The sequence below is a fragment of the Nonomuraea sp. NPDC052265 genome (assembly GCF_044547985.1).
Classification (GTDB): Bacteria; Actinomycetota; Actinomycetes; order Streptosporangiales; family Streptosporangiaceae; genus Nonomuraea.
The window spans coordinates 176,766-195,212 of sequence record NZ_JBIUBJ010000016.1; the positions used below are offsets into that span (position 1 = coordinate 176,766).

16 protein-coding genes are annotated in these 18,447 nt (G+C 71.3%); 4 read left to right on the plus strand and 12 right to left on the minus strand.

Going from position 1 to position 18,447, the window contains the following annotated elements; translation table 11 throughout:
- Positions 1-4 precede the first annotated feature (4 nt).
- Positions 5-2,143, minus strand: a complete 2,139-nt coding sequence (locus tag ACIHAD_RS35870; protein ID WP_397359159.1) for a peptidase domain-containing ABC transporter — start codon at positions 2,141-2,143, stop codon at positions 5-7.
- Positions 2,143-2,454: a hypothetical protein gene (locus tag ACIHAD_RS35875; protein WP_397359160.1), complete on the minus strand. Its 312-nt coding sequence runs from the start codon at positions 2,452-2,454 to the stop codon at positions 2,143-2,145. Before ACIHAD_RS35875 ends, ACIHAD_RS35870 begins: the two co-directional genes overlap by 1 nt.
- A gap of 100 nt (positions 2,455-2,554) precedes the next feature.
- Between ACIHAD_RS35875 and ACIHAD_RS35880 the strand changes: the two genes are divergently transcribed.
- Positions 2,555-2,800 carry a hypothetical protein gene (locus tag ACIHAD_RS35880; protein ID WP_397359161.1) on the plus strand — a complete coding sequence of 82 codons (246 nt, stop codon included), beginning with the start codon at positions 2,555-2,557 and terminating at the stop codon, positions 2,798-2,800.
- Positions 2,801-2,832: 32 nt separating this feature from the next.
- On the opposite strand, the gene ACIHAD_RS35885 is transcribed toward ACIHAD_RS35880, so the two are convergent.
- The 4 genes from ACIHAD_RS35885 to ACIHAD_RS35900 all read right to left on the minus strand — a co-directional run bounded on the left by ACIHAD_RS35885 (position 2,833) and on the right by ACIHAD_RS35900 (position 6,717).
- Positions 2,833-3,648, minus strand: coding sequence for a hypothetical protein (locus ACIHAD_RS35885; RefSeq protein WP_397359162.1), 816 nt, complete (start codon positions 3,646-3,648; stop codon positions 2,833-2,835).
- Between the two features lie 239 nt (positions 3,649-3,887).
- Entirely contained in the window at positions 3,888-5,090 is a 1,203-nt protein-coding gene (locus ACIHAD_RS35890; protein ID WP_397359163.1) for a cytochrome P450, read from the minus strand.
- Between the two features lie 9 nt (positions 5,091-5,099).
- Positions 5,100-5,759 (minus strand): TetR/AcrR family transcriptional regulator, encoded by a 660-nt coding sequence (locus ACIHAD_RS35895; RefSeq protein ID WP_397359164.1) that lies wholly within the window; start codon positions 5,757-5,759, stop codon positions 5,100-5,102.
- Positions 5,760-5,838: 79 nt separating this feature from the next.
- A complete protein-coding gene (locus tag ACIHAD_RS35900) occupies positions 5,839-6,717 on the minus strand; it encodes an NAD(P)H-binding protein (protein ID WP_397359165.1) in 879 nt (292 codons plus the stop codon).
- A gap of 110 nt (positions 6,718-6,827) precedes the next feature.
- Here ACIHAD_RS35900 and ACIHAD_RS35905 point away from each other — a divergent pair, with 110 nt between their 5' ends.
- From ACIHAD_RS35905 to ACIHAD_RS35915, 3 genes are all read left to right on the plus strand, one after another.
- Positions 6,828-7,736, plus strand: coding sequence for a LysR family transcriptional regulator (locus tag ACIHAD_RS35905; RefSeq protein WP_397359166.1), 909 nt, complete (start codon positions 6,828-6,830; stop codon positions 7,734-7,736).
- Positions 7,737-7,944: 208 nt separating this feature from the next.
- Positions 7,945-9,264 (plus strand): sensor histidine kinase, encoded by a 1,320-nt coding sequence (locus ACIHAD_RS35910; protein WP_397359167.1) that lies wholly within the window; start codon positions 7,945-7,947, stop codon positions 9,262-9,264.
- Positions 9,249-9,902 carry a LuxR C-terminal-related transcriptional regulator gene (locus tag ACIHAD_RS35915; protein WP_397359168.1) on the plus strand — a complete coding sequence of 218 codons (654 nt, stop codon included), beginning with the start codon at positions 9,249-9,251 and terminating at the stop codon, positions 9,900-9,902. Before ACIHAD_RS35910 ends, ACIHAD_RS35915 begins: the two co-directional genes overlap by 16 nt.
- Here the strand turns inward: ACIHAD_RS35915 and ACIHAD_RS35920 are convergent.
- The 6 genes from ACIHAD_RS35920 to ACIHAD_RS35945 form a co-directional block, all read right to left on the minus strand.
- Complete coding sequence (locus ACIHAD_RS35920; protein WP_397359169.1) at positions 9,899-11,305, minus strand: MDR family MFS transporter; 1,407 nt, start codon at positions 11,303-11,305, stop codon at positions 9,899-9,901. The two genes, ACIHAD_RS35915 and ACIHAD_RS35920, sit on opposite strands and share 4 nt — an antisense overlap.
- Positions 11,306-11,614: 309 nt before the next feature.
- Positions 11,615-13,618, minus strand: a complete 2,004-nt coding sequence (locus ACIHAD_RS35925; RefSeq protein WP_397359170.1) for a hypothetical protein — start codon at positions 13,616-13,618, stop codon at positions 11,615-11,617.
- A gap of 232 nt (positions 13,619-13,850) precedes the next feature.
- Entirely contained in the window at positions 13,851-14,684 is an 834-nt protein-coding gene (locus ACIHAD_RS35930) for an alpha/beta hydrolase family protein (protein WP_397359171.1), read from the minus strand.
- Positions 14,681-16,006: an MFS transporter gene (locus ACIHAD_RS35935; protein WP_397359172.1), complete on the minus strand. Its 1,326-nt coding sequence runs from the start codon at positions 16,004-16,006 to the stop codon at positions 14,681-14,683. The genes ACIHAD_RS35930 and ACIHAD_RS35935 overlap by 4 nt, the downstream gene beginning before the upstream one ends.
- An 82-nt stretch (positions 16,007-16,088) precedes the next feature.
- Entirely contained in the window at positions 16,089-17,852 is a 1,764-nt protein-coding gene (locus ACIHAD_RS35940) for a sulfatase-like hydrolase/transferase (RefSeq protein WP_397359173.1), read from the minus strand.
- A complete protein-coding gene (locus ACIHAD_RS35945; RefSeq protein WP_397359174.1) occupies positions 17,849-18,406 on the minus strand; it encodes a PadR family transcriptional regulator in 558 nt (185 codons plus the stop codon). Before ACIHAD_RS35945 ends, ACIHAD_RS35940 begins: the two co-directional genes overlap by 4 nt.
- Positions 18,407-18,447: the final 41 nt, after the last annotated feature.

Consider the following 18,447-nt stretch of genomic DNA (forward strand, 5'->3'; position numbering starts at 1 on the left):
AGACTCAGGACGGCACCGTCTGGGCGGCGACCAGCTCGGCGTACTTGCCGCCCACGGCCGTCAGCTCGTCGTGGGTGCCGCGCTGGACCACCCGGCCCGCGTCGACCACGAGGATCACGTCGGCGTCCCTGACCGTGCTCAGCCGGTGGGCGATCACGATCCTGGTCTGGACGAGCCGGCTCAGGTTCGCCTCGATGGTCGCCTCCGTGGCGCTGTCCAGGTTGCTGGTGGCCTCGTCGAGCAGCAGGACCTTCGGGCGCGACAGGACGGCGCGGGCCAGGGCGAGCCGCTGCCGCTGCCCGCCGGACAGGCCGCCGCCGTCGGTGAGCATCGTCTCGTACCCCATGGGCATGTCCATGATCTCGTCGTGCAGCGCGGCCAGGCGAGCGGCGGCGACCACCCGCTCCAGGGACGCGCCCGGCTCGTTCAGCGCGATGTTCTCCCTGATCGAGCCGCTGAACAGGGACGGGTCCTGGGTGACCACGCCGAACTGGCGGCGCAGCGTGCGCAGGTTCAGCTCGGCGGCCGGGACGCCGTCGTAACGGATCTCGCCGAGCACGGGGGTGTGCAGCGCGAGCAGCAGCCGGGCCAGCGTGCTCTTGCCCGAGCCGGACGCGCCCACCAGGGCGACCTTCTGGCCCGGGTGGATGGAGACCGAGACGTCGCGCACGGTCCAGGGGGCGCGCGGGTCGTGGCGGAAGCTCACCCCGCGCAGCTCGACCGAGCCGCGCAGCCGCAGCACCTCGATGCCGTTGCTCGGCTCCGGCTCCGAGGCCAGGATGTCGGACAGCCGGTCGAAGTGCGCGCCCGCCTGCTGGAGGCTCTGCAGCCCGGTCATCAGCGAGCCGAGCGGGGTCAGCGCGCCGAGCGCGATGGCGTTCAGCGCGACCAGCGCACCCACCGTGAGCTGCCCGTCGAGCACCCGCCAGGCGCCCAGCCACAGCAGCCCGAGCGGCGCGGTCACCCGGATCGCGGCCAGCGCCGACTCCAGCAGCCCCCTGGTCAGCCCGGCCCGCACGTCCGCGTTGAGCTGCTTGGCGAAGTGCGACGACCACTGGTCCACGGCCCGCTTCTCGGCCCCCGACGCCTTCAGCGTCTCGATGCCGTTGATCGTCTGGATCAGGCTGGTCTGGGACGCCGCCAGCGCCGTCAGCTCCTGCCGGGTGAGCGTGGCGATCCGGCTCGTCGTGGCCAGCAGCAGGACCGTCTGGAGCACGGCCACCCCGGTCAGCGCGAGCCCGAACACCGGGTCCCAGAGGTAGACCAGCACCAGGTAGCCCACGGCCAGCGGGCCGTCCAGCAGCGCCGCCACGACCTGCCCGGTGAGGATGTCGCCGAGCGTCGAGACGCTGCTCGCCCTGGTCACCAGGTCGCCCCTGCCGCGCTGCTGGAAGTACCGGTACGGCAGCGTCACCAGGTGGGTGACCAGGCTCTCGGTGAGCTCCTGGTCGGCACGGGCCCGTACGGCGACGAGCAGGGACGCCCGCAGATACCCGATCACGAGCTGGGCCGCCCCCGCGAGCAGCACGGAGACGCCCAGCAGGGACAGCACCTCCACCGCCCGCCTGGGCACGATGGAGTCCAGGAGGAGTTGCGAGAACATCGGCAGGGCCAGCCCGAGCAGTTGCAGCAGCAACGAGGCCGCGATGAGCTGCGCGAGCAGGCCCCTGCGCCGCCGGAACAGGGTCCGGACGAACTCCCTGCGCCAGGCCCCCGCCGCCGACGTCGCGCCGCGCCGGAAGCCCTCGCCCGGCTCGAACACCAGCAGCACGCCGGTGAACCCGGCGCCGAACTCCTCCGGGGTCAGCCTGCGGCGGCCGTACCCGGGGTCGACGACGTCCACGCGGTCGGGGGACCAGCGTTCGACCACGATGAAGTGGTTGAACTCCCAGTGCGCGACGGCGGGGAGCGGCACGCGGGCCAGGTCCTCGGGGGCCAGGGAGAAGGCGCGGGACTTGAGGCCGTGGTCGCGGGCGCCGTCCACGATGGCCTTGGCGCTCAGGCCGTCCCTGCCGACCCGGAGCTGTTCGGCGATCTGGTGGAGGGTGGTGCGCTGCCCGTGGTGGCACAGCACCATCGCCAGGCAGGCGGCGCCGCACTCGGTGTCGGTGTTCTGGAGCAGTACGGGGACGCGGCGGAACATCAGGCGACCGCCTCGACCGCGACCATGGTCACCAGGAGGCCGACGACGAGGAGCACGGCCACCACCAGCCACAACGCGAGGAACGACGGGGTGCTGATCACCAGCGGCATCCGGACGACCCGCGACATCGCGCGATGCCGCAACGCCTCCTCCCGGAAGATCCCACCCCCGCCCGGCACCCCGACCGCCTGCCCGGCCTGTTGGGCCTGCCTGGCCGGTTGCGGTGGTTGCGGTGGCTGGGGGGCCGCGTGACGAGGGGGTGGCGCGGCGTGGCGCGGGACCGGGCGCGTCGTGCCGTACGGGTCGCTCATGGCCGACGCCCTCCGCCCTGGACCGTCGCCGGCTCCACCCGCCACCCCATGACCCACCTGCCCCTCCGCTCAAGTCACGACAAAGGCTAGGAGCGCCTACTTGGAAGCCACTTGGGATCGACTGCCTGACGCGCCGCACGTCAACGAGGTGATCGAGGAGGACGGCACGCTCCGGCAGCCCATCTGGCTCACCCACCTCGGCCTGGAGGTCGCCGCCACCGAGCCGGACGTGCGCATGGTGCTCCCCGTCACCCCCGAGAAGCTGGCCACCCAGGCCGCCTGCCTCCTGGACGACCACCTGACCCCCGACCCCGCCCACACCACCTTCCTGACCACCAAGGCCTGACCCCCGGACGTCCATGCCTCCGTCGGCGGCGGTCAGCGGAAGAGGAGGTCGCGGAAGCTCTGGTCGGGGGCGTCGGTCGGGTCGGGGCCGGTCGGCGAGGGGAGGGTGGTGGGGCCGGGGTCCGAGGGGGTGACGTCGGGCGTGGGCGCGGGGGACGGTGCGGCCGAGCCCGTACCACCGGGCGTGGGCGTAGGCGTGACCGTGGCCGGCGCGGACGGCGTGGGCGTCCCGGACGGGCCCGTGGACGGCCCGGGTGACGGCGTCGGGCTCGGCGGCCGGGTGGCGGGACGTTCGTGCCGCGGCTCGCTGACCGGCCGCCCGTCCCGGCGGTCCTTCCTGCCCGGCGCCCTGCCGGCCTCGCCCGGAGTCCGTCCGGCCACCTGGTCGGCCACCGTGCGGTCCGCGATGAGCTCGTAGATCACGATGCTGCCCATGCTGACGGTGAACACCAGGGCCGCCGCCCCACAGACCCTGGCCCACCGCGGCCTCCTGCCCCCCTTAGCCCCGACGGCCCTCGCCCCGACGGCCCTCGCCCCGACGGCCCCCGTCGCGATCGCCGCCGAAGCGCCGGTTGCCCCCATCGCGTTGGGCCCGCCGGGCGCGCCGGGCGGGGCCGGGTGGCCGCGCAAGGCGACCACCGTCCGTTGCTTCACCTTGTCGCCGGTGCGCTTGAGGTAGTGCGTGTAGACGTCGGCGATGACGGTGCTGGCCACGCTCATCATCGCCGCGCCGATCACCGTCCCCGCCGTGCCGAGGTACGAGGCCGCGACAGCGGCGGTGACCGCGGCCAAGGCGCTTCCCACGATCTGCGGCACGCTCAGCTCCAGGTTCCGCTGCTTGCCGCCCATAGCCAGGATCGTCCCCTCTTGTGATGCGACGAAGGTGAACAAGCCACCTTGGCCCCCACAGAGCAGGACGCCCACGGCAACGCGCGGCACTTTGCCGCGTCCTGGGTCCGCCCTTGCCGAGGACGGGAACCGGCCGCCCGGCGCTGTGGCGCCGATCACCCGGGCTGGGTGCTTTCCCGCAGAAGATCCCTCACGTCCTCCGTAACGTCCCTCCCGCCGGAGCGACCGCAGCCGCAGGGTCACCGCACGAGGGGAAGCCGGTTCACCCCCGTCATGGTCGGCGTGGGCATGAAGACCGCCGGGTCGTCGGGGTCGGTGCGCAGGACGCCGACCCGGTCGAGCAGGATGTTCAGCGCCACCCGCCCCTCCAGCCGGGCCAGGGGAGCGCCCAGGCAGAAGTGGATGCCGCGGCCGAAGGCGAGATGCGGGTTGGGATCGCGGTCGGCGTCGAAGACGTCGGGGTCGGGGAACTGCCTGGGGTCCCGGTTGGCCGATCCGAGCCAGAGCATGACCATCTTGTCGGCCGGTATCGTCACCCCGCCCAGCTCGACCTCGCGGGTGGTCGACCGGCCCAGCGCGGCGAACGGGGTGAAGAGCCGCAGCGACTCCTCGATCACGGCCGGCACCGTGGAGCGGTCGGCCCGTACCTTGTCCTGCTGGTCGGGGAAGGCGTCCAGGCAGACCACCGTGTTGCCGAGCAGCATCGTCGTGGTGATGTGCCCGGCGAGCAGCAGGACCATCGCGAAGTTGACGACCTGGTCGTCGGGCAGGCGTTCGCCGTCCACCTCGGCCTCGACCAGCTTGGTGAGCAGGTCGGCGCGTGGCCGGGCCCGGCGCTCCGCCGAGTGCCCGGCGAGGTACTGCGTCATCTCCCGCCACGGCTGGAGCGTGGTCGCCACCTGCGCGCTCTGCTCCTCCGTGGGCTCGGCGAGCGAGACCTTGGCGTCGCGCTGGAACAGTCCGTCGGCCCACTTCCTGAACAGGGCCCGGTCGCTGCTCGGCACCCCCAGCAGCTCGGCGATGACGATGACGGGGAGCGGGTAGGCCAGGTCGGTCACCAGCTCCAGGCGGTCGCGGCCCTCGGCCGCGTCGAGCAGTTCGTGGGTGAGCGCGGCGATCCGCGGTTCGAGGTCGGCGACGACCTTGCGGGTGAACGCGCTGCTGACCAGCTTGCGTAGTTTGCCGTGCTCCGGCGGGTCGATCTGGGTGATGAACCCCTCCAGCGACAGTTCCTCCCCCTGCGGCAGCAGTCCCTTGGGGACCAGTCGCATGGTGTCGGAGGAGAACGTGGTGGGGTCGCCGAGAACGTGGTGCACTTCCTGGTAGCCGTGGACGTTGTACATCCCGGCGGCGGCGTCGTACTCGACGGACGGGCCCGATCGGGGCCCGTGCAACCAGAAGTGCTGTTTGGAGATGTTGTACCGTTCGACGATGTCGGACATCGCCTCTCCTTAGTCGTAGATCCACTTGCGGTAGGGCGGGATCAGCTCCTCCAGAATCGCGACGTACTCCGCCGCCGCCGCCTCCAGCACCTCGGCGGACGGCTCCACGGCGGGCTCGAAGGCGTGGCGCACGGTGAAGGCGAGCGCGTCCGCCTGCTCCTCGACGCTCAGCTCCGACCCGATGGCGTCGATTCCGTCGATCAGGTAGAAGCCCGCGGACGCGGCGCCCAGCGTGTACCGGGGATGCGGCATGTCGGCCCTGAGCAGGCCGTGCCGGTCGGCCACCCGCTGGAACCGTTCGGCCGCGAGGAGCTCGTGGCTGCGCAGCGGGTGCTTGACCAGTTTGCCCAGCAGCTCGATGTCGGTGGTGAACAGTGCCCGGAGCAGCGGCCTGCGGCTCATGGAGACGAAGGCCGCCCGCGAGAAGCGGTGCGGCAGCACCTGGGCGGGGTCGCGCCGCAGCATCGCCGCGAACTCCTCCACCACCTCGATGGACTCTCGGAGCAGCAGCGCCTCGAACAGCTCGTTCTTGGTCCGCCAGTGCAGGTAGACGGTGCCCTTGCCCACCCCGGCACGGTTCGCGATGTCTTCGACGGTGACCTTCCGGTACCCGTGACGCAGCAGCAGTTCGTTCGCGGCGTCGAGGATCCGGTCCGCCCTGGCCACCATTCGCTGCACCTCATGACTAGATATGAAATCCGGTCATGAGTCACGCTACGCCGCGCCGGTGCCGCCTACAAGGGGACGCTCAGCCCAGGACGGCCGGCCTGAGCTCCTCCTCGCACCACTGACGGAAACCGGTGGGCGTGGTGGCGTCGGAGGTACGTGGCTCGGCGTTGTCCAGGCCCCGGTTCTTGGCCTCCATCATGTCGGCCATCCCCTGGGCCATCGCCTCAGACCAGCCCTGCTCGACCATCATGGCCCTGAACGCCTCCATCGGCACGCGCCGCGATTGGACCGGCCGTCCCAGCACCTCGGACATGATCCGCGCCATGTCCTCGACCGACAGATCCTCCGGACCGAGCACGGGGACGTCGGCCCGTCCCGTCCAGGCGCGGTCGAGCAGCAGTCCGGCGGCCACCGCCGCGATGTCGCGGGTGGCGCAGGCGGGGGCCTTGAGGTCGCCGTGCACCGGGGAGAAGAACACGCCCTGGTCCCTGATCACCGCCGCCTGGTCGAGCAGGTTGTCCATGAACGAAGGCAGCGTCAGGGCCCGGTAGTGCACGCCCGTGCCCGCGATCAGGTCGTCCATGGCCAGCGAGCCCGTCACGAGACCGGCGTTCAGGGGCAGGCCGCGGCCCAGGGCCGAGACCCCGACCACCCGGCCGACTCCGCGGCTCACGAACGCCTCGCACGCCGGCCGGGTGAAGCCGAGGTAGGCGGCGTCGAGGCCGGCGGCCCGCGGGTTCGGCGGAACGACCCAGAACACGGCGTCGGCGCCGGCGAACGCCTCCTCGACGACGCGGGCCTCGCCGTGCGACCCCGGCACGACCTCCACCCGCTCGCGCACGGACGCGGGAAGCCGGGCGGGGTCCCGTACGACGACGCGGACCGGCTCGTCCGCGGCCAGGACGAGGTCGAGAACCTGCCGGCCGATCCGGCCGGTGGGCGTGGTGATGACGATCACGGAGAACTCCAGGGGAAATCGACGGTGTCGTACTGGGGGGCACGACCAGTCAACCGAGCACGGCGGCGAACCTGAAGGACCGATCCGATCACCATTGATACCCTGCGGATATGAATGACCTGGAGGTCCGCGAGCTCCGCTACTTCGTGGCCGTGGCCGAGGAACTGCACTTCGGGCGGGCCGCCGCGCGGCTGGGCATGGCGCAGCCCCCGCTCTCCCGGGCGATCCGCGAGCTGGAACGCCGGCTGGGCGTGCGCCTGCTGGAGCGCACCACGCGGCAGGTCACGCTCACCCCGCCGGGCGAGGTCTTCCTGCGCGACGCCAGGACCGCCCTCGACACGGTCACCGCGGCGGCCCGCCGGGCCCGGCACGCGGCCCGTCCCGAGCGGGGGCTCCGGGTGGCGCTCAAGGCCGACTACGACGCAGGGCTGCTGCCCCGGATCCTCGCCGCCTACCGCGAAGAGGAGGCCGCGCTCCCGGTCGAGCTGCTGCTGGGCGGGCGCAACGAGCAGGCGCCGGCCCTGCGCGACGGCCGGGCCGACGTCGCGCTGCTGGTCACCCCCTTCGACGACCGGAACCTCGACACCGAGGTCCTGCTGACCGAGCCCCGCCTGGTCGCGCTGTCGGCCGCCGACCCGCTGGCCGCCCGGCCCCGCCTGTCCATGGCCGACCTGGCCGGCCGGCCGCTGCCCGACGGCACCCTGGCCGAGTGGGACGGCGCCGAACCGCCCCCGGGCCGCCGGCCGCCGCGCACCGGCCTGGACCTGGCCCAGGTCTGCAACCTGGTGGAGCTGGGCAGCGCCATCTGGTTCGTCCCGGTCTCGGTGGCGCGGCGGCATCCCCGGCCGGCCCTCGCCTATCGGGAGGTCGCCGACCTGTCGCCGTCGGAGCTCGCCGTGGGGTGGCCGCAGGGTTCCCGCTCGCCGGCCGTGGCCGCGTTCGTCCGCGCCGCCGTCGCCGTCGCCGGTGGCCCGCCTGCGGCCTCGGTGGGGCTGGACCCCCTTCGTACGGGGGCGTAGCGGGATACCGGGCGACCGGCGCCCGATCGTACGTTCTCGGAGGTCGGGCGGAACCGCCCGGGAACCGGAGAAGACAGACGTGACCTCCCTCCTGCCGCGCCGCGCGGACCCCGATCAGGACGATCGAGGGGGTACCGGAACATCTCGAAACAGGGCAGCCTGGCACAATTGGCGCCGTGCTGAGGGAAGCAGGCAGGTGCGGTCGCCCATGAGGGCCGGACCCCTGCGCTGGGGCGCCGAGATCGTGCTCGGACTCTGCCGCTCCGCCGTCCTGGTCCTGCTCACCTGCCTGATGCCGATCGTCGGCGTCGCCGTCGGCTACGGCGGCTCCAAGCTGGCCTACTCCTGGTCGGCGAACCTCACCGGCCCCCCGTTCGTCGTGGCCCTGGCGCTCCTGGGGGAGACGCTGGCGGTGATCCTGTGGATCGCCGTCGCCCTGTGGTGCGTGCACCCGCTGACCAGCCGCCCCCTCAGCCAGGTCGCCCGCCGGCTCGCCGCGCGCTGGCTCGACCTGCGCGTCGAGGTCGCCTACCGCGCCCCCTCGCCCGTCACCCGCATGGCCACCGGCCACTGGTGGGACGGCGAGGAGTACCACAAGTCCGAACGCGAGGCCCGCCGCCGCGCCCGGATCAACGCCCGCTTCCACGACCCCCAGCTGCACTGGGACGGGTTGTGGTGCCTGCTCGCCGGGGTGACCGTGCTGCCGGTCGCGGCCCTGCCGCTGATCGGGATCGCCGGTGGCCTCCACCTGACGCTCACGCCGGGCTTCCTCGGCCACGGCCTCGCCCTGATCGTCGCGGGCCTGGCCGCGGCGCCGTTCGCGTGGCGGATCCTCGGCCCCCTAGGCCGCCGCTTCCTCGGCCCGATCCCGCACTCGCGGCTCGGCCGCCGGGTGGAGGAGCTGGAGGCCATCCGCGCCGACCTGACCCAGACCCAGGCCGCCGAGCTCGAACGCATCGAGCGCGGCCTGCACGACGGGGCTCAGGCGCGGCTGGTCGGCATGGGCATGTCCATGCAGGCCGCCGAACACCTCCTGGAGACCGACCCCGCCGCCGCCCGGGAGATCCTGGCCGACGCCCGCGCCTCGTCGGTCGCGGCGCTGGCCGAGCTGCGGTCGCTGGTCCGCGGCATCAACCCGCCGGTGCTCACCGAGCGCGGCCTGGTCGACGCCGTACGGGCCCTGGCGCTCGACGCGCCCGTCGAGGTGGACGTACGCAGTTCCGTGCCCGCGCGGCCCGAGCGTCCAGTGGAGTCCGCGGTCTACTTCGCCGTCGCCGAGCTGCTGGCGAACGTGGCCAAACACGCCCGAGCCACCCACGTGACCGTCGAGCTCGCCTACGAGCCGCAGACGCGGACCCTCACCGCGGCCGTCGCCGACGACGGCTCCGGCGGGGCGAGCGCGTCCTCCGGCTCCGGGCTGGACGGCATCAAACGCCGGATGGCGGCCTTCGGCGGCCTTCTGGAGATCGACAGCCCCCTCGGGGGACCCACCCGCGTCTCAGTGGCGGTACCGTGCGCGTTGTCATAGCCGAGGATCTCTTCCTGCTCCGCGACGGGCTCGTCCGTCTCGTCCAGGCGTACGGGCACACCGTGGTCGCGGCCGTCGACTCCGGCCCCGCCACGCTCGAAGCGCTGGTCGGCACCCGTCCCGACGTGGCCATCGTGGACGTACGGCTGCCGCCGACGTTCTCCGACGAGGGGCTCCAGGCCGCGCTCGCCGCCCGCCGCGAGGTGCCCGGCCTGCCCGTGCTGATCCTCTCCCAGCACGTGGAGCAGCTCTACGCCCGCGAGCTCCTGGCCGACGGCCAGGGCGGCGTCGGCTACCAGCTCAAGGACCGCGTGCTCGACGCCGGCGAGTTCATGGACGCGCTCGCCCGCGTCGCCGGCGGCGGCACCGCGCTCGACCCGACGGTGGTGGCGAAGCTGCTCGGCCGCCCCGCGCACGCCGACCCCCTCGCCACCCTCACCGAACGCGAGCGTTCGGTGCTCGAACTGATGGCCGAGGGCCTGTCCAACACGGCGATCGCGGCCCGGCTGTTCCTCAGCGAGGGCGCCATCAGCAAGTACACGACCACGATCTTCGCCAAGCTCGGCCTCGCCGCCGACGACGACACCAACCGCCGGGTGCGGGCCGTCCTCACCTACCTGGGCGCCACCGGCTCCTAGTGCTCGACGGCGCGCTCGGCCCGCGAGGGCAGGAGCAGCGCGGTGACCACCACCGCCACCGACAGGACCGCGCCCACGACGAACGCGAGCCGCATGCCGCCGAGACCGGCGAGCGCCTGCGTGGCGCCCTCGGCCCGCAGGGTGTCGGCCCGCGCGCTCATCACGGTGATCACGAGCGCGGTGCCGATCGCCGCGGCGACCTGCTGGAGCGTGCTCAGGATCGAGCTGCCGTGCGAGTACAGGTGCGGCGGGATCGCCCCGAGGCCGAGCGTGAAGACCGGGGTGAACGTCGCCGCCAGGCTCACCATGAGCAGCGCGTGCAGGCCGAGGAGCTGCCAGTAGGGCATCGTCATCGTGACCTGGGTGAACCCGGTCAGCGCGAGCATGATCCCGATCGCACCGGGGACGACCAGCACCCGGCCGCCGTGGTTGTCGAACAGCCGGCCGACGACCGGGCCGAGCAGGCCCATCGCCAGGCCGCCCGGCATCACCAGGAGCCCGGTCTCCAGCGGGCTGAGCGCCCGTACGTTCTGCAGGTAGAGAGGCAGCAGGATCATCGAGCCGAGCATCGCCATGAACGCCACCGACATCAGGACGAGCGCGACCGTGTACGTGCGGTGGAGCAGCGTGCGCAGGTCCAGCAGCGGCGTGCCGCGCCTCTGCAGCACGAGCTGCCGGACGACGAAGACGCCGATGGTGACCAGCCCGGCTGCCGTGATCGCGGCGGCGACGCGCGCGTCCCCGCCCTCGAACCGGCTCAGCCCGTAGACCAGGCTCCCGAAGCCGGCCGCCGCCGTCGCCACGCTGAACCAGTCGATCGTGCTGACCTCGGGCTCGCCGGTGTTCCTGAGCTGCCTCAGCCCGCTCCACGTGATCAGCCCCGCGATCGGCAGCACCACCGCGAACAGCAGCCGCCACGACCCGAAGTGCAGGATCACGCCGGAGATCGCCGGGCCCATGGCCGGGGCGACGGAGATCGCCAGGGTGACGTTGCCCATCACCCGCCCCCGGTCCTTCTCGGGCACGACCTGCATCAGCGTGGTCATCAGCAGCGGCATCATCACGGCCGTGCCGGACGCCTGGACGATCCGGGCCCCCAGCAGCACCCCGAACACCGGCGCGACGGCCGCCAGCGCCGTGCCGAGCAGGAACAGCCCCATGGCGGTGGTGTACGCCGTCCGGGTGGTGACCCGCTGCAGGAACCAGCCGGTGATCGGGATGACCGCGGCCATGGTCAGCATGAAGGCCGTGGAGAGCCACTGCGCGGTCTGCTCGGTGATGTGCATGGCGTCCATCAGCCGCGGGATCGCGTTGATCATGATCGTCTCGTTGAGCACGACCACGAACGTCGCCAGCACCAGCAACCGGATCACGGCGGGCGTACGGCGCGATCCGGCGGTCACGCCCGCGGTGGATGATTCAAGCTGTGGGCTGGACACGACACCTCTATCGGATTCGGGCCTGGCGTCGTCACGGCCGGCCTGGCGGCTCTCGGTCTCATCAGCAGTCCTCGTCACCCCCATACTGACCACCCCCACCGACGAAACTCATCGCCCCACCCGCGAAGACCGTCACCACAAAGCGCACACAACGGATGAAACGGCACCCCCACACCGACGTTTCGCCGTCACGGAGCTGCTTGCTCTGATCGACCAGCCCCCCACGGCCGATCTCGGATCTGGCTCCCTGACAGAGAACCGCCGATGGCCAGATCAGGGGCGGTTGAAGAAGAGCCGGAGGTTCTCGACCGAGTAGCCGGTGGGCGCCGCCGCGACCTGCGGCCCCGTCTCGTTGTGGAAGTCGATGGGGACGGCCGCCCGCTGGTATGCGTTCTGATCGCGCCAGCCGAGCAGCCGGTCCTCGTCCCACCAGGAGATCACGTCTTTGGGGGCGATCGCGATCCGGGCGAGCAGTGCTCCGCCGGCGCCTTCCCAGACGCATGTCTGGTCCGTGCGCGACGGACAGTGGGTCATGAACCGGTTTCCCGACGGTGACAGCCAGTTCACGCCGCCGAAGAGCTGCCCGACGTGTCGCAGTTTCCTTGAGACCTTGCCGTCGAGGGTGAACAAGGTGACGTCCAGGGCCGGTTGCTCGTCCTCCTCCGGTCTGTTCTGGACGGCCACCCTCGTGCCCCGGGCGTCTCCCCATACGAAACGGCCGGTGTAGCGGTCGGGATGCCTGACAGGGGTGAAACGGGCACGCATCGTCGCCATGTCGACGATGACGAACCCGTCAAGTGAGTCGTTGTCCTTGGAGGCGGTCATGAGCAACCGTCGCCCGTCCGGCGACCAGACCAGGCGCAACGTGCCCCTGGGGGCGGCGACCGTGGGAACGACGTGCGTGTCCCCGGTGGCGACATCGGTGATCGTCACGTGGTCGCGATGGCCGGCCCCGGGCCACTGTTCCGTCCCGGTGGCCGTGTGCGCGAGGTCCGGCGAGAGCAGGTCCACCTTGCCGCCCACCCGCTCGCCGCCGACATAGGCGTCCCGTTTCGTCACGTACGCGGGCAGCACGTCCCGCTCCACCGTGACCTGCGTCCCCGGTAGCCGGACGAGCGTGACCGGCCCGCTGCCTTCGGCCGGAACACGGGGGACAGCCTGAGCGGCGACGGGAACGCGCAGACGGGCGGCCATGGCCCCGGCGAGCTCGGTGAGGCGTCCACGCACGGCGGTGTGGTCCGACGTGACGCGCACGACGGCGGTGCCGACCCTGAACACGACCAGACCGGACGTCTCCGCCGCCCGATCCCCGATACCGGGCACGCCGACCAGCGCGTCGGCCCCCGCCAGCGTCCGCAGGAGTTCGTCGGCCTCCTCGACACTCGGAGCCACCCACACGACCCGCGCGGACAGCGTGGTCCCGTCCGCCCTCTTGTACGTGCACGCCACAGGGCGCGGCATCGAAAGGTCCCCCAGCGTGCTCTGCGCCGAGGTGGCGGTGAAGGCGGGACCCGGCGGCAACGCGCAGGCGTCCGGCCAGCGGTGCGGATCGACGCCGGACAGCGGCGAGGACCCCGCCGGCGCGCGGACGCGCCGGAACGCGGTGAACCGGACACGCGCGGTCTGCCCGACCCCGTGCAACCGGGTCCAGGTGTACAGCCGTCCGCCCGCCGCACCCACGATCTGACCGGGCACGGAAAGCGTGTACGAGCGGGACCGGCCGGTGTCCGGGGCGATGACGTCGATCATCCGAAGGCTTCCGGGCTCGCGCGTCCTGGAGCCCACGAGATAGGGGCCGGCGTTGAGCAGCCACGTGTACGCGGGTTTGGGCCAGGCGGGGCCGCCCACCTCGACCAGCGTGTTCGCGTCGCCGCTGCGATAGGAGGCGTACAGTTCGCCCCCTCTGCCGACGACCGTGCAATCGGGCCAGCAGCCGGTCCGCCTGGAGACCGTCTCGCCCCGGGAGCCGAGCACCGTGATCGCATGATCCTGACGGACCGCGACCGCGTCGCCGGCGAAATGGACGAACGGCGGCGGCGCGGCGGGGAAGGACACGCTCCAGCGCGTGGCACCGGTGAGCGCGTCCAGTCGCAGCACGTGAGCGGTCGCGCCGCAGGTGAGGACGAGCAGCGCGGCGCTGGCGCGGGCGGTCGTCCTGGTCGCCTTGCAGCCGTCGGGAACGAGGAAATGCCACAGATCCGCGCCGGTCGCGACGTCCACACCGCGCAGCCCCCTGCGATCCCCGGCCACGAAGGCCGCCGGACGGGCCTCACCCACGGGTGTCGCGTACCAGCCAGGAGGAAAGGACAGAACGCCGTCCGCGAAAGTGGCGGCGCGCGAGTCGTACGGCGTTGACGACCGGAGTGATTTATCGGGGATCGACACCGCGCTGGTCGAGGGCGTACGCCGGCCACCGGCGCAGGACATCGGGAAGGCGGTGGTCCAGGCCGTAGGCGCAGAAGCGGCTGAGCTGCTCTGGGTCTTCAGCGCTTGCCCCGCGGCCACCCGATCAGGGGAGGTTCTTCTCGGCGCTCCTTTCCCAATCGGTGTTCGTGGCGATCTCAGGTGGGGCGCCGACGAAGGCGGTCCGTGCGTAGGGGTCGTCCTGGAGGGTGTACATGAGCCAGGCGGTCACGTATCCCAGAGGGGCGCTGCCCGCGCCCTTGATCATGGTGTGCCCGGCGTTCTTGCGGATGGCCATGGCGGCCGGCCCAGGGACGGCGTCGTAGTAGTCGCGGACGGCCTGGTACGGAGACACCAGGAGATCCTGAGCGCCGCTGGCGAAGAATACGGGGCAGGCCAGCTGGTCGACATGCATCTCACCGATCGTCGCGGCCGCCCAGGGGGCGGGCAGGGAGACGGCGACGACCGACCTGATCAGGCCGCCGGAGCTGGTCGCGGTGTTGACCGCGCCCATGGCGCCCTGTGAGGACCCGATCGCGCCCACCCTGCTCACGTCGAGGTTGCCGTGAAACGGGCTGGCGGGATTGGAATTCTCGGCGATCAGGTACTCGGCGGCGGCGAGCATCTCCGTGCCGGACCCGGTCGTGGTGTCGGTGCTGGCGATGACGGCGAAGCCCCACGAGGCGAGCTGGTTCAGTACGCCGGGGAAGTCGTCGGGTGTGGTGTTGGTGCCGTTGCCCCAGGTGATGATGGGGTGCTTGAAGCCGCCCGCGCCGAGGGCGGACGGATGGTAGAGCCGGTAGGTGGTGCCGACCTGGTCGGTGGTGACCGCCCATGGACCTGGGGCTTTGTAGTGTGCTTCGACGGTGCTCGCGGCTTGCGCCGGAGCTGTGGTCAGGCCCAGGACGAGCAGGACTACCGAGATGGACTTGAAGATCATTGTCCCTGCACCGCCTTGTCGCGGCGCGCGTCGAGCTCTCGCTGGACACGTTCCACATCGCGCGCGTAGGGACGGTAGAGCAGGGTGAGGAAGGCGCCGTTGACCAGCATGAGGAACACCAACACCCACAGGAGGACGGACTTGAGGCCGAAGGCGTCGCCGAGGAAACCGGCGCCGAGGCTGAACAGGGCCCAGGCGATGGCCTCGAAGATGTTCAGGTAGATGGCGAAGGCGGCGCCGCGCAGCTCGGGCAGGGTGATGGCCATGATCATGGGCCGGTTGATGCCGGGGTTCACGCCCTGGGCGGCGCCCATGAGCGCGAAGAAGAGGCCGAAGAGCAGGATGGAGCCGTAGTCGATCTGGGTGCCGAGGAATGCGGCGATGGCGAAGGCGATCTGTGCGGCCTGGAGGACGGCGACCAGGCCGTGGCGGGGGCTGCGCCGTACCGCCCAGTCGGACAGGAAGCCTCCGGCGAGGTTGCCGAGGAAGTAGCCCATGCCGTACGGCAGGAGCACGACCGAGGCCACGGCGGTGGTGAAGCCGTAGACGTCGACCAGGAAGACCACGGCGAACGTCGCGGCCAGCAGGTGCCCTGACAGCAGGCGGGAGCCGAGAAGGATCAGGAAGCTGGGGATGCGCAGCAGTGACAGCGTGCGGCCCCAGGTCAGCTTGGCGTCAGCCGTACGCGCCGGTGGTTCGAGACCGGCCAGCTGTCGTTCGGAGGCGCCGCTGCCCGGGTCTCGGAACCAGATCCAGATGGCCAGGCCGAGCAGGATGTTGAAGGCGCCGATGCCCCACAGGCCCCAGCGCCAGCCGTCGTCGACGTTGGCCAGCTGCCCCTTGATGGGGGCGAGGATCGAGGAGGTCAGGGCGAGGACGCCGTACAGCAGGCCGACGGCCCGGCCACGGGAGGACTCGTCGAACAGATCGGCGATGACCTCGGTGACGATGGGGTGAGCTCCCGCGTAGCCGGCGGCCAGGATGGTGAAGAAGATCAGCAGCTGGGTGAAGTTCTGGGAGAAGCCGGCGGCGACGCCCCAGACGCCCCACAGACCGGCCGCGACCGCCAGCACACCCTTACGCGACCAGCGCCGGGCCAGCCACACCCAGAGTGGGCCGGTGAACACCCCGACGATCTTGCCGGCCGCGGTGAGGATGCCCAGAGCGCCCAGTGAGAGCCCCAATGCCTGCCTGATGACCGGGAACAGGCCGCCGACCAGGCTGGATTCGGCGTTGTCGACGAGCATCGTGCCGCCGAGCAGCGACAGTTGCCGCCAGCGTCCGCGGATTATGACGGGCGCGTCCTCGATAGTCTGGGACATCGCGCCACCTCTTTCGTTGAGGGGAGGGGAAGGTGCGTTCAGCCGGTGGCGGGGATGCCGCCCCGCCACCGGCCCTGTCGCCTCAGAGCTTGGCCAGCTCCTCGGCGATCGAACGGAGCGCCGCGGGCGGGATCAGACCCGCGGCCGTGGCCGCCAGATCGAGCAGCGGCAGGCCGCCGACGAGCTGGAGCAACTCGGAGTCGGCGATGCCCGGCAGGTGCCTGCCGAGCACCTCCACCGCCTTGGGGTCGGCGAGCAACGTCTTGACCGGGATGTGCACCGACAGCCTGCTCGGGGGCAGGTCGTCCAGCGCCGGCAGCGCTTCGGCCGCCCGGAGCGCCTGCTCGCGCTGGGCGCGCGCCAGCAGGTGCTCGCGGGTCACCTCGCCGGTGACGGGCAGGCCCAGGCGCTCGAATTGGCTGGGCGGCGCGTCGTTGGCCCGCATCAGCTTGACCAGCAGGCCAGCCATGCGCAGCTCCACCTCGTCATCGACGATCGGCGTGAGCTGTTCGGGATCGGCCTTCAGATCGAACAGGAGAGTCCCGAAGTTGTAGGGGTTGATGAAGGCACGGCCGCGCACGCGGACCGTGCGTACCCCCTTGGTGAAGGCGAACGGCTCGGCCAGCTCGATCTCGGCCAGCTCGCTCGGAGAGAAGCGGCCACGCATGTGCGTGGGCATGAGCGTGTGCTCGTGCAACGGGCTGTTGTCCGGTGCGGCCGAAGCACGCATGTAGACATGGCGGCCGTCGGTGACGTTGACGTGGCCGCCGTGCGCGCCGAACAGGCCGCCCTCACGTACGGGCCGGTCGTCGGCGACCGGCAGTGGCGCCCCCTGCATGTCGCCGGGACAGTCCACGCCGAAGAAGTCGAGCAGTGTGGGCGCCAGGTCGATGGTCTGCACGAGGGCCTCGCGGCGCTCACCGGAGATCTTCACCCGGGGATCCCAGGCGAAGAGTGGCAGGCGGACCAGCTCGTTGTACCAGGGCTGGACCCACTTGGCCCACCAGCCCTTCTCGCCGAGCAGGAAGCCGTGGTCGGTGTTGACGATGAGCATGGTGTCGTCCCACAGGTTCAGCTCGTCCATGAGGTCCAGCACCCGGCCCAGGGACCGGTCGCACATCGACAGCAGCGCGGCGTACTCGAAGCGCGCGTGCCGTACCTGCTCGGGCGTTTCCGTCACCCGCTTGTAGTCGGGCCAGTCGAAGTGCGGGCCGTCGTAGTCGTGCGGGTAGAGGTCCTTGTACTTCTGGTGGCTGAAAAACGGCTCGTGCGGGTCGAAGGTCTCGATCTGCAGGAACCAGCGGTCCTGCTCGTGGTTGGTGCGGACGAACTCCAGGCCGGCGTCGAAGGTGAGCGTCTGGGAGTGGCGCTCCTCGGTGTCCATGTACTGCCGGTTGATCCAGTCCTGGCGGTAGCCCTCGCGGCGCATGCGCTTGAGGTCCTCGGGCATCTCCACATCGGCCACGTGGCCCTTCCACGGGTCGCCCTCCTGGCCGCGGAAGAACTCCCAACTGCTGTAGCGGCCGTGGTAGGTGGCTCCGCCGTCCTCCCAGTAGTGGTAGTGGTCGCTGACCAGATGGGTGTAGACACCGTTGTGCCTGAGCAACTCCGGCATGGAGTCGTCGAACGGCTCCAGCGGACCCCAGCTTCGATGCAGGAAGTTGTACCGGCCGGTGTGCAACTCCCGGCGTGCCGGCATGCAGGGCATCGACCCGGCGTAGCAGTTGTCGAACGTCGCGGCGCGCTCGGCGAGCCTCGCGAAGTTCGGCGCGTGCGTCCAGTCACCCCCATAGGGCGGCAACATGTGCCTGTTCAGGCTGTCGAACATCACCATGATCGCTCTCATTGGCCCTCCAGCCACGTCTTCGTCTCCTCCAGCCACGCCACCCACCGGTCCACCGCGGCCGCGCCGTAGTCGTGCATCCGGTCGAACACCTCGTGCGCCAGCACCTGGTCCAGCTCAGGCAGGGGATCCTCGAAACGCAACGTCCGGTTCCTGTCGCGGCTGCGCGCGATCAAGGCCCGCCGGTAGTCCAGCTCCGTCCGGAGCATCCGGAGCGCGGCCTGCCGGTCGAACGCCACAGTGAAGCCGAACCTGGCCAGGAAGTCGGCGTCCTGGAAACGGCTGGTCGGCTCGTACGGCGAGCGCACCCACTCCAGCAGCTTCTCGTGCCCCAGCGGAGTGAGCCGGTACACCTTGGCATCCGGCCTGCCCTCGCGCGGATCAACCTCGAACTCCACCCAGCCGTCGGCCACCATCCGGCTCAGCAGCCGGTAGATCTGGCTGTGGTGGACGCGTGAGCGCACGAACTGCCCCTCGACCTCCACCCATTTGCGCAGGTCGTAGCCGCTGAGGGGGCGCATCCCCAGTAGCGCTAGCAGCACGAAATCGAATCTCATCGGACTCCTATGTGCAAATGCACCTATGTGAGAAGAGTCAT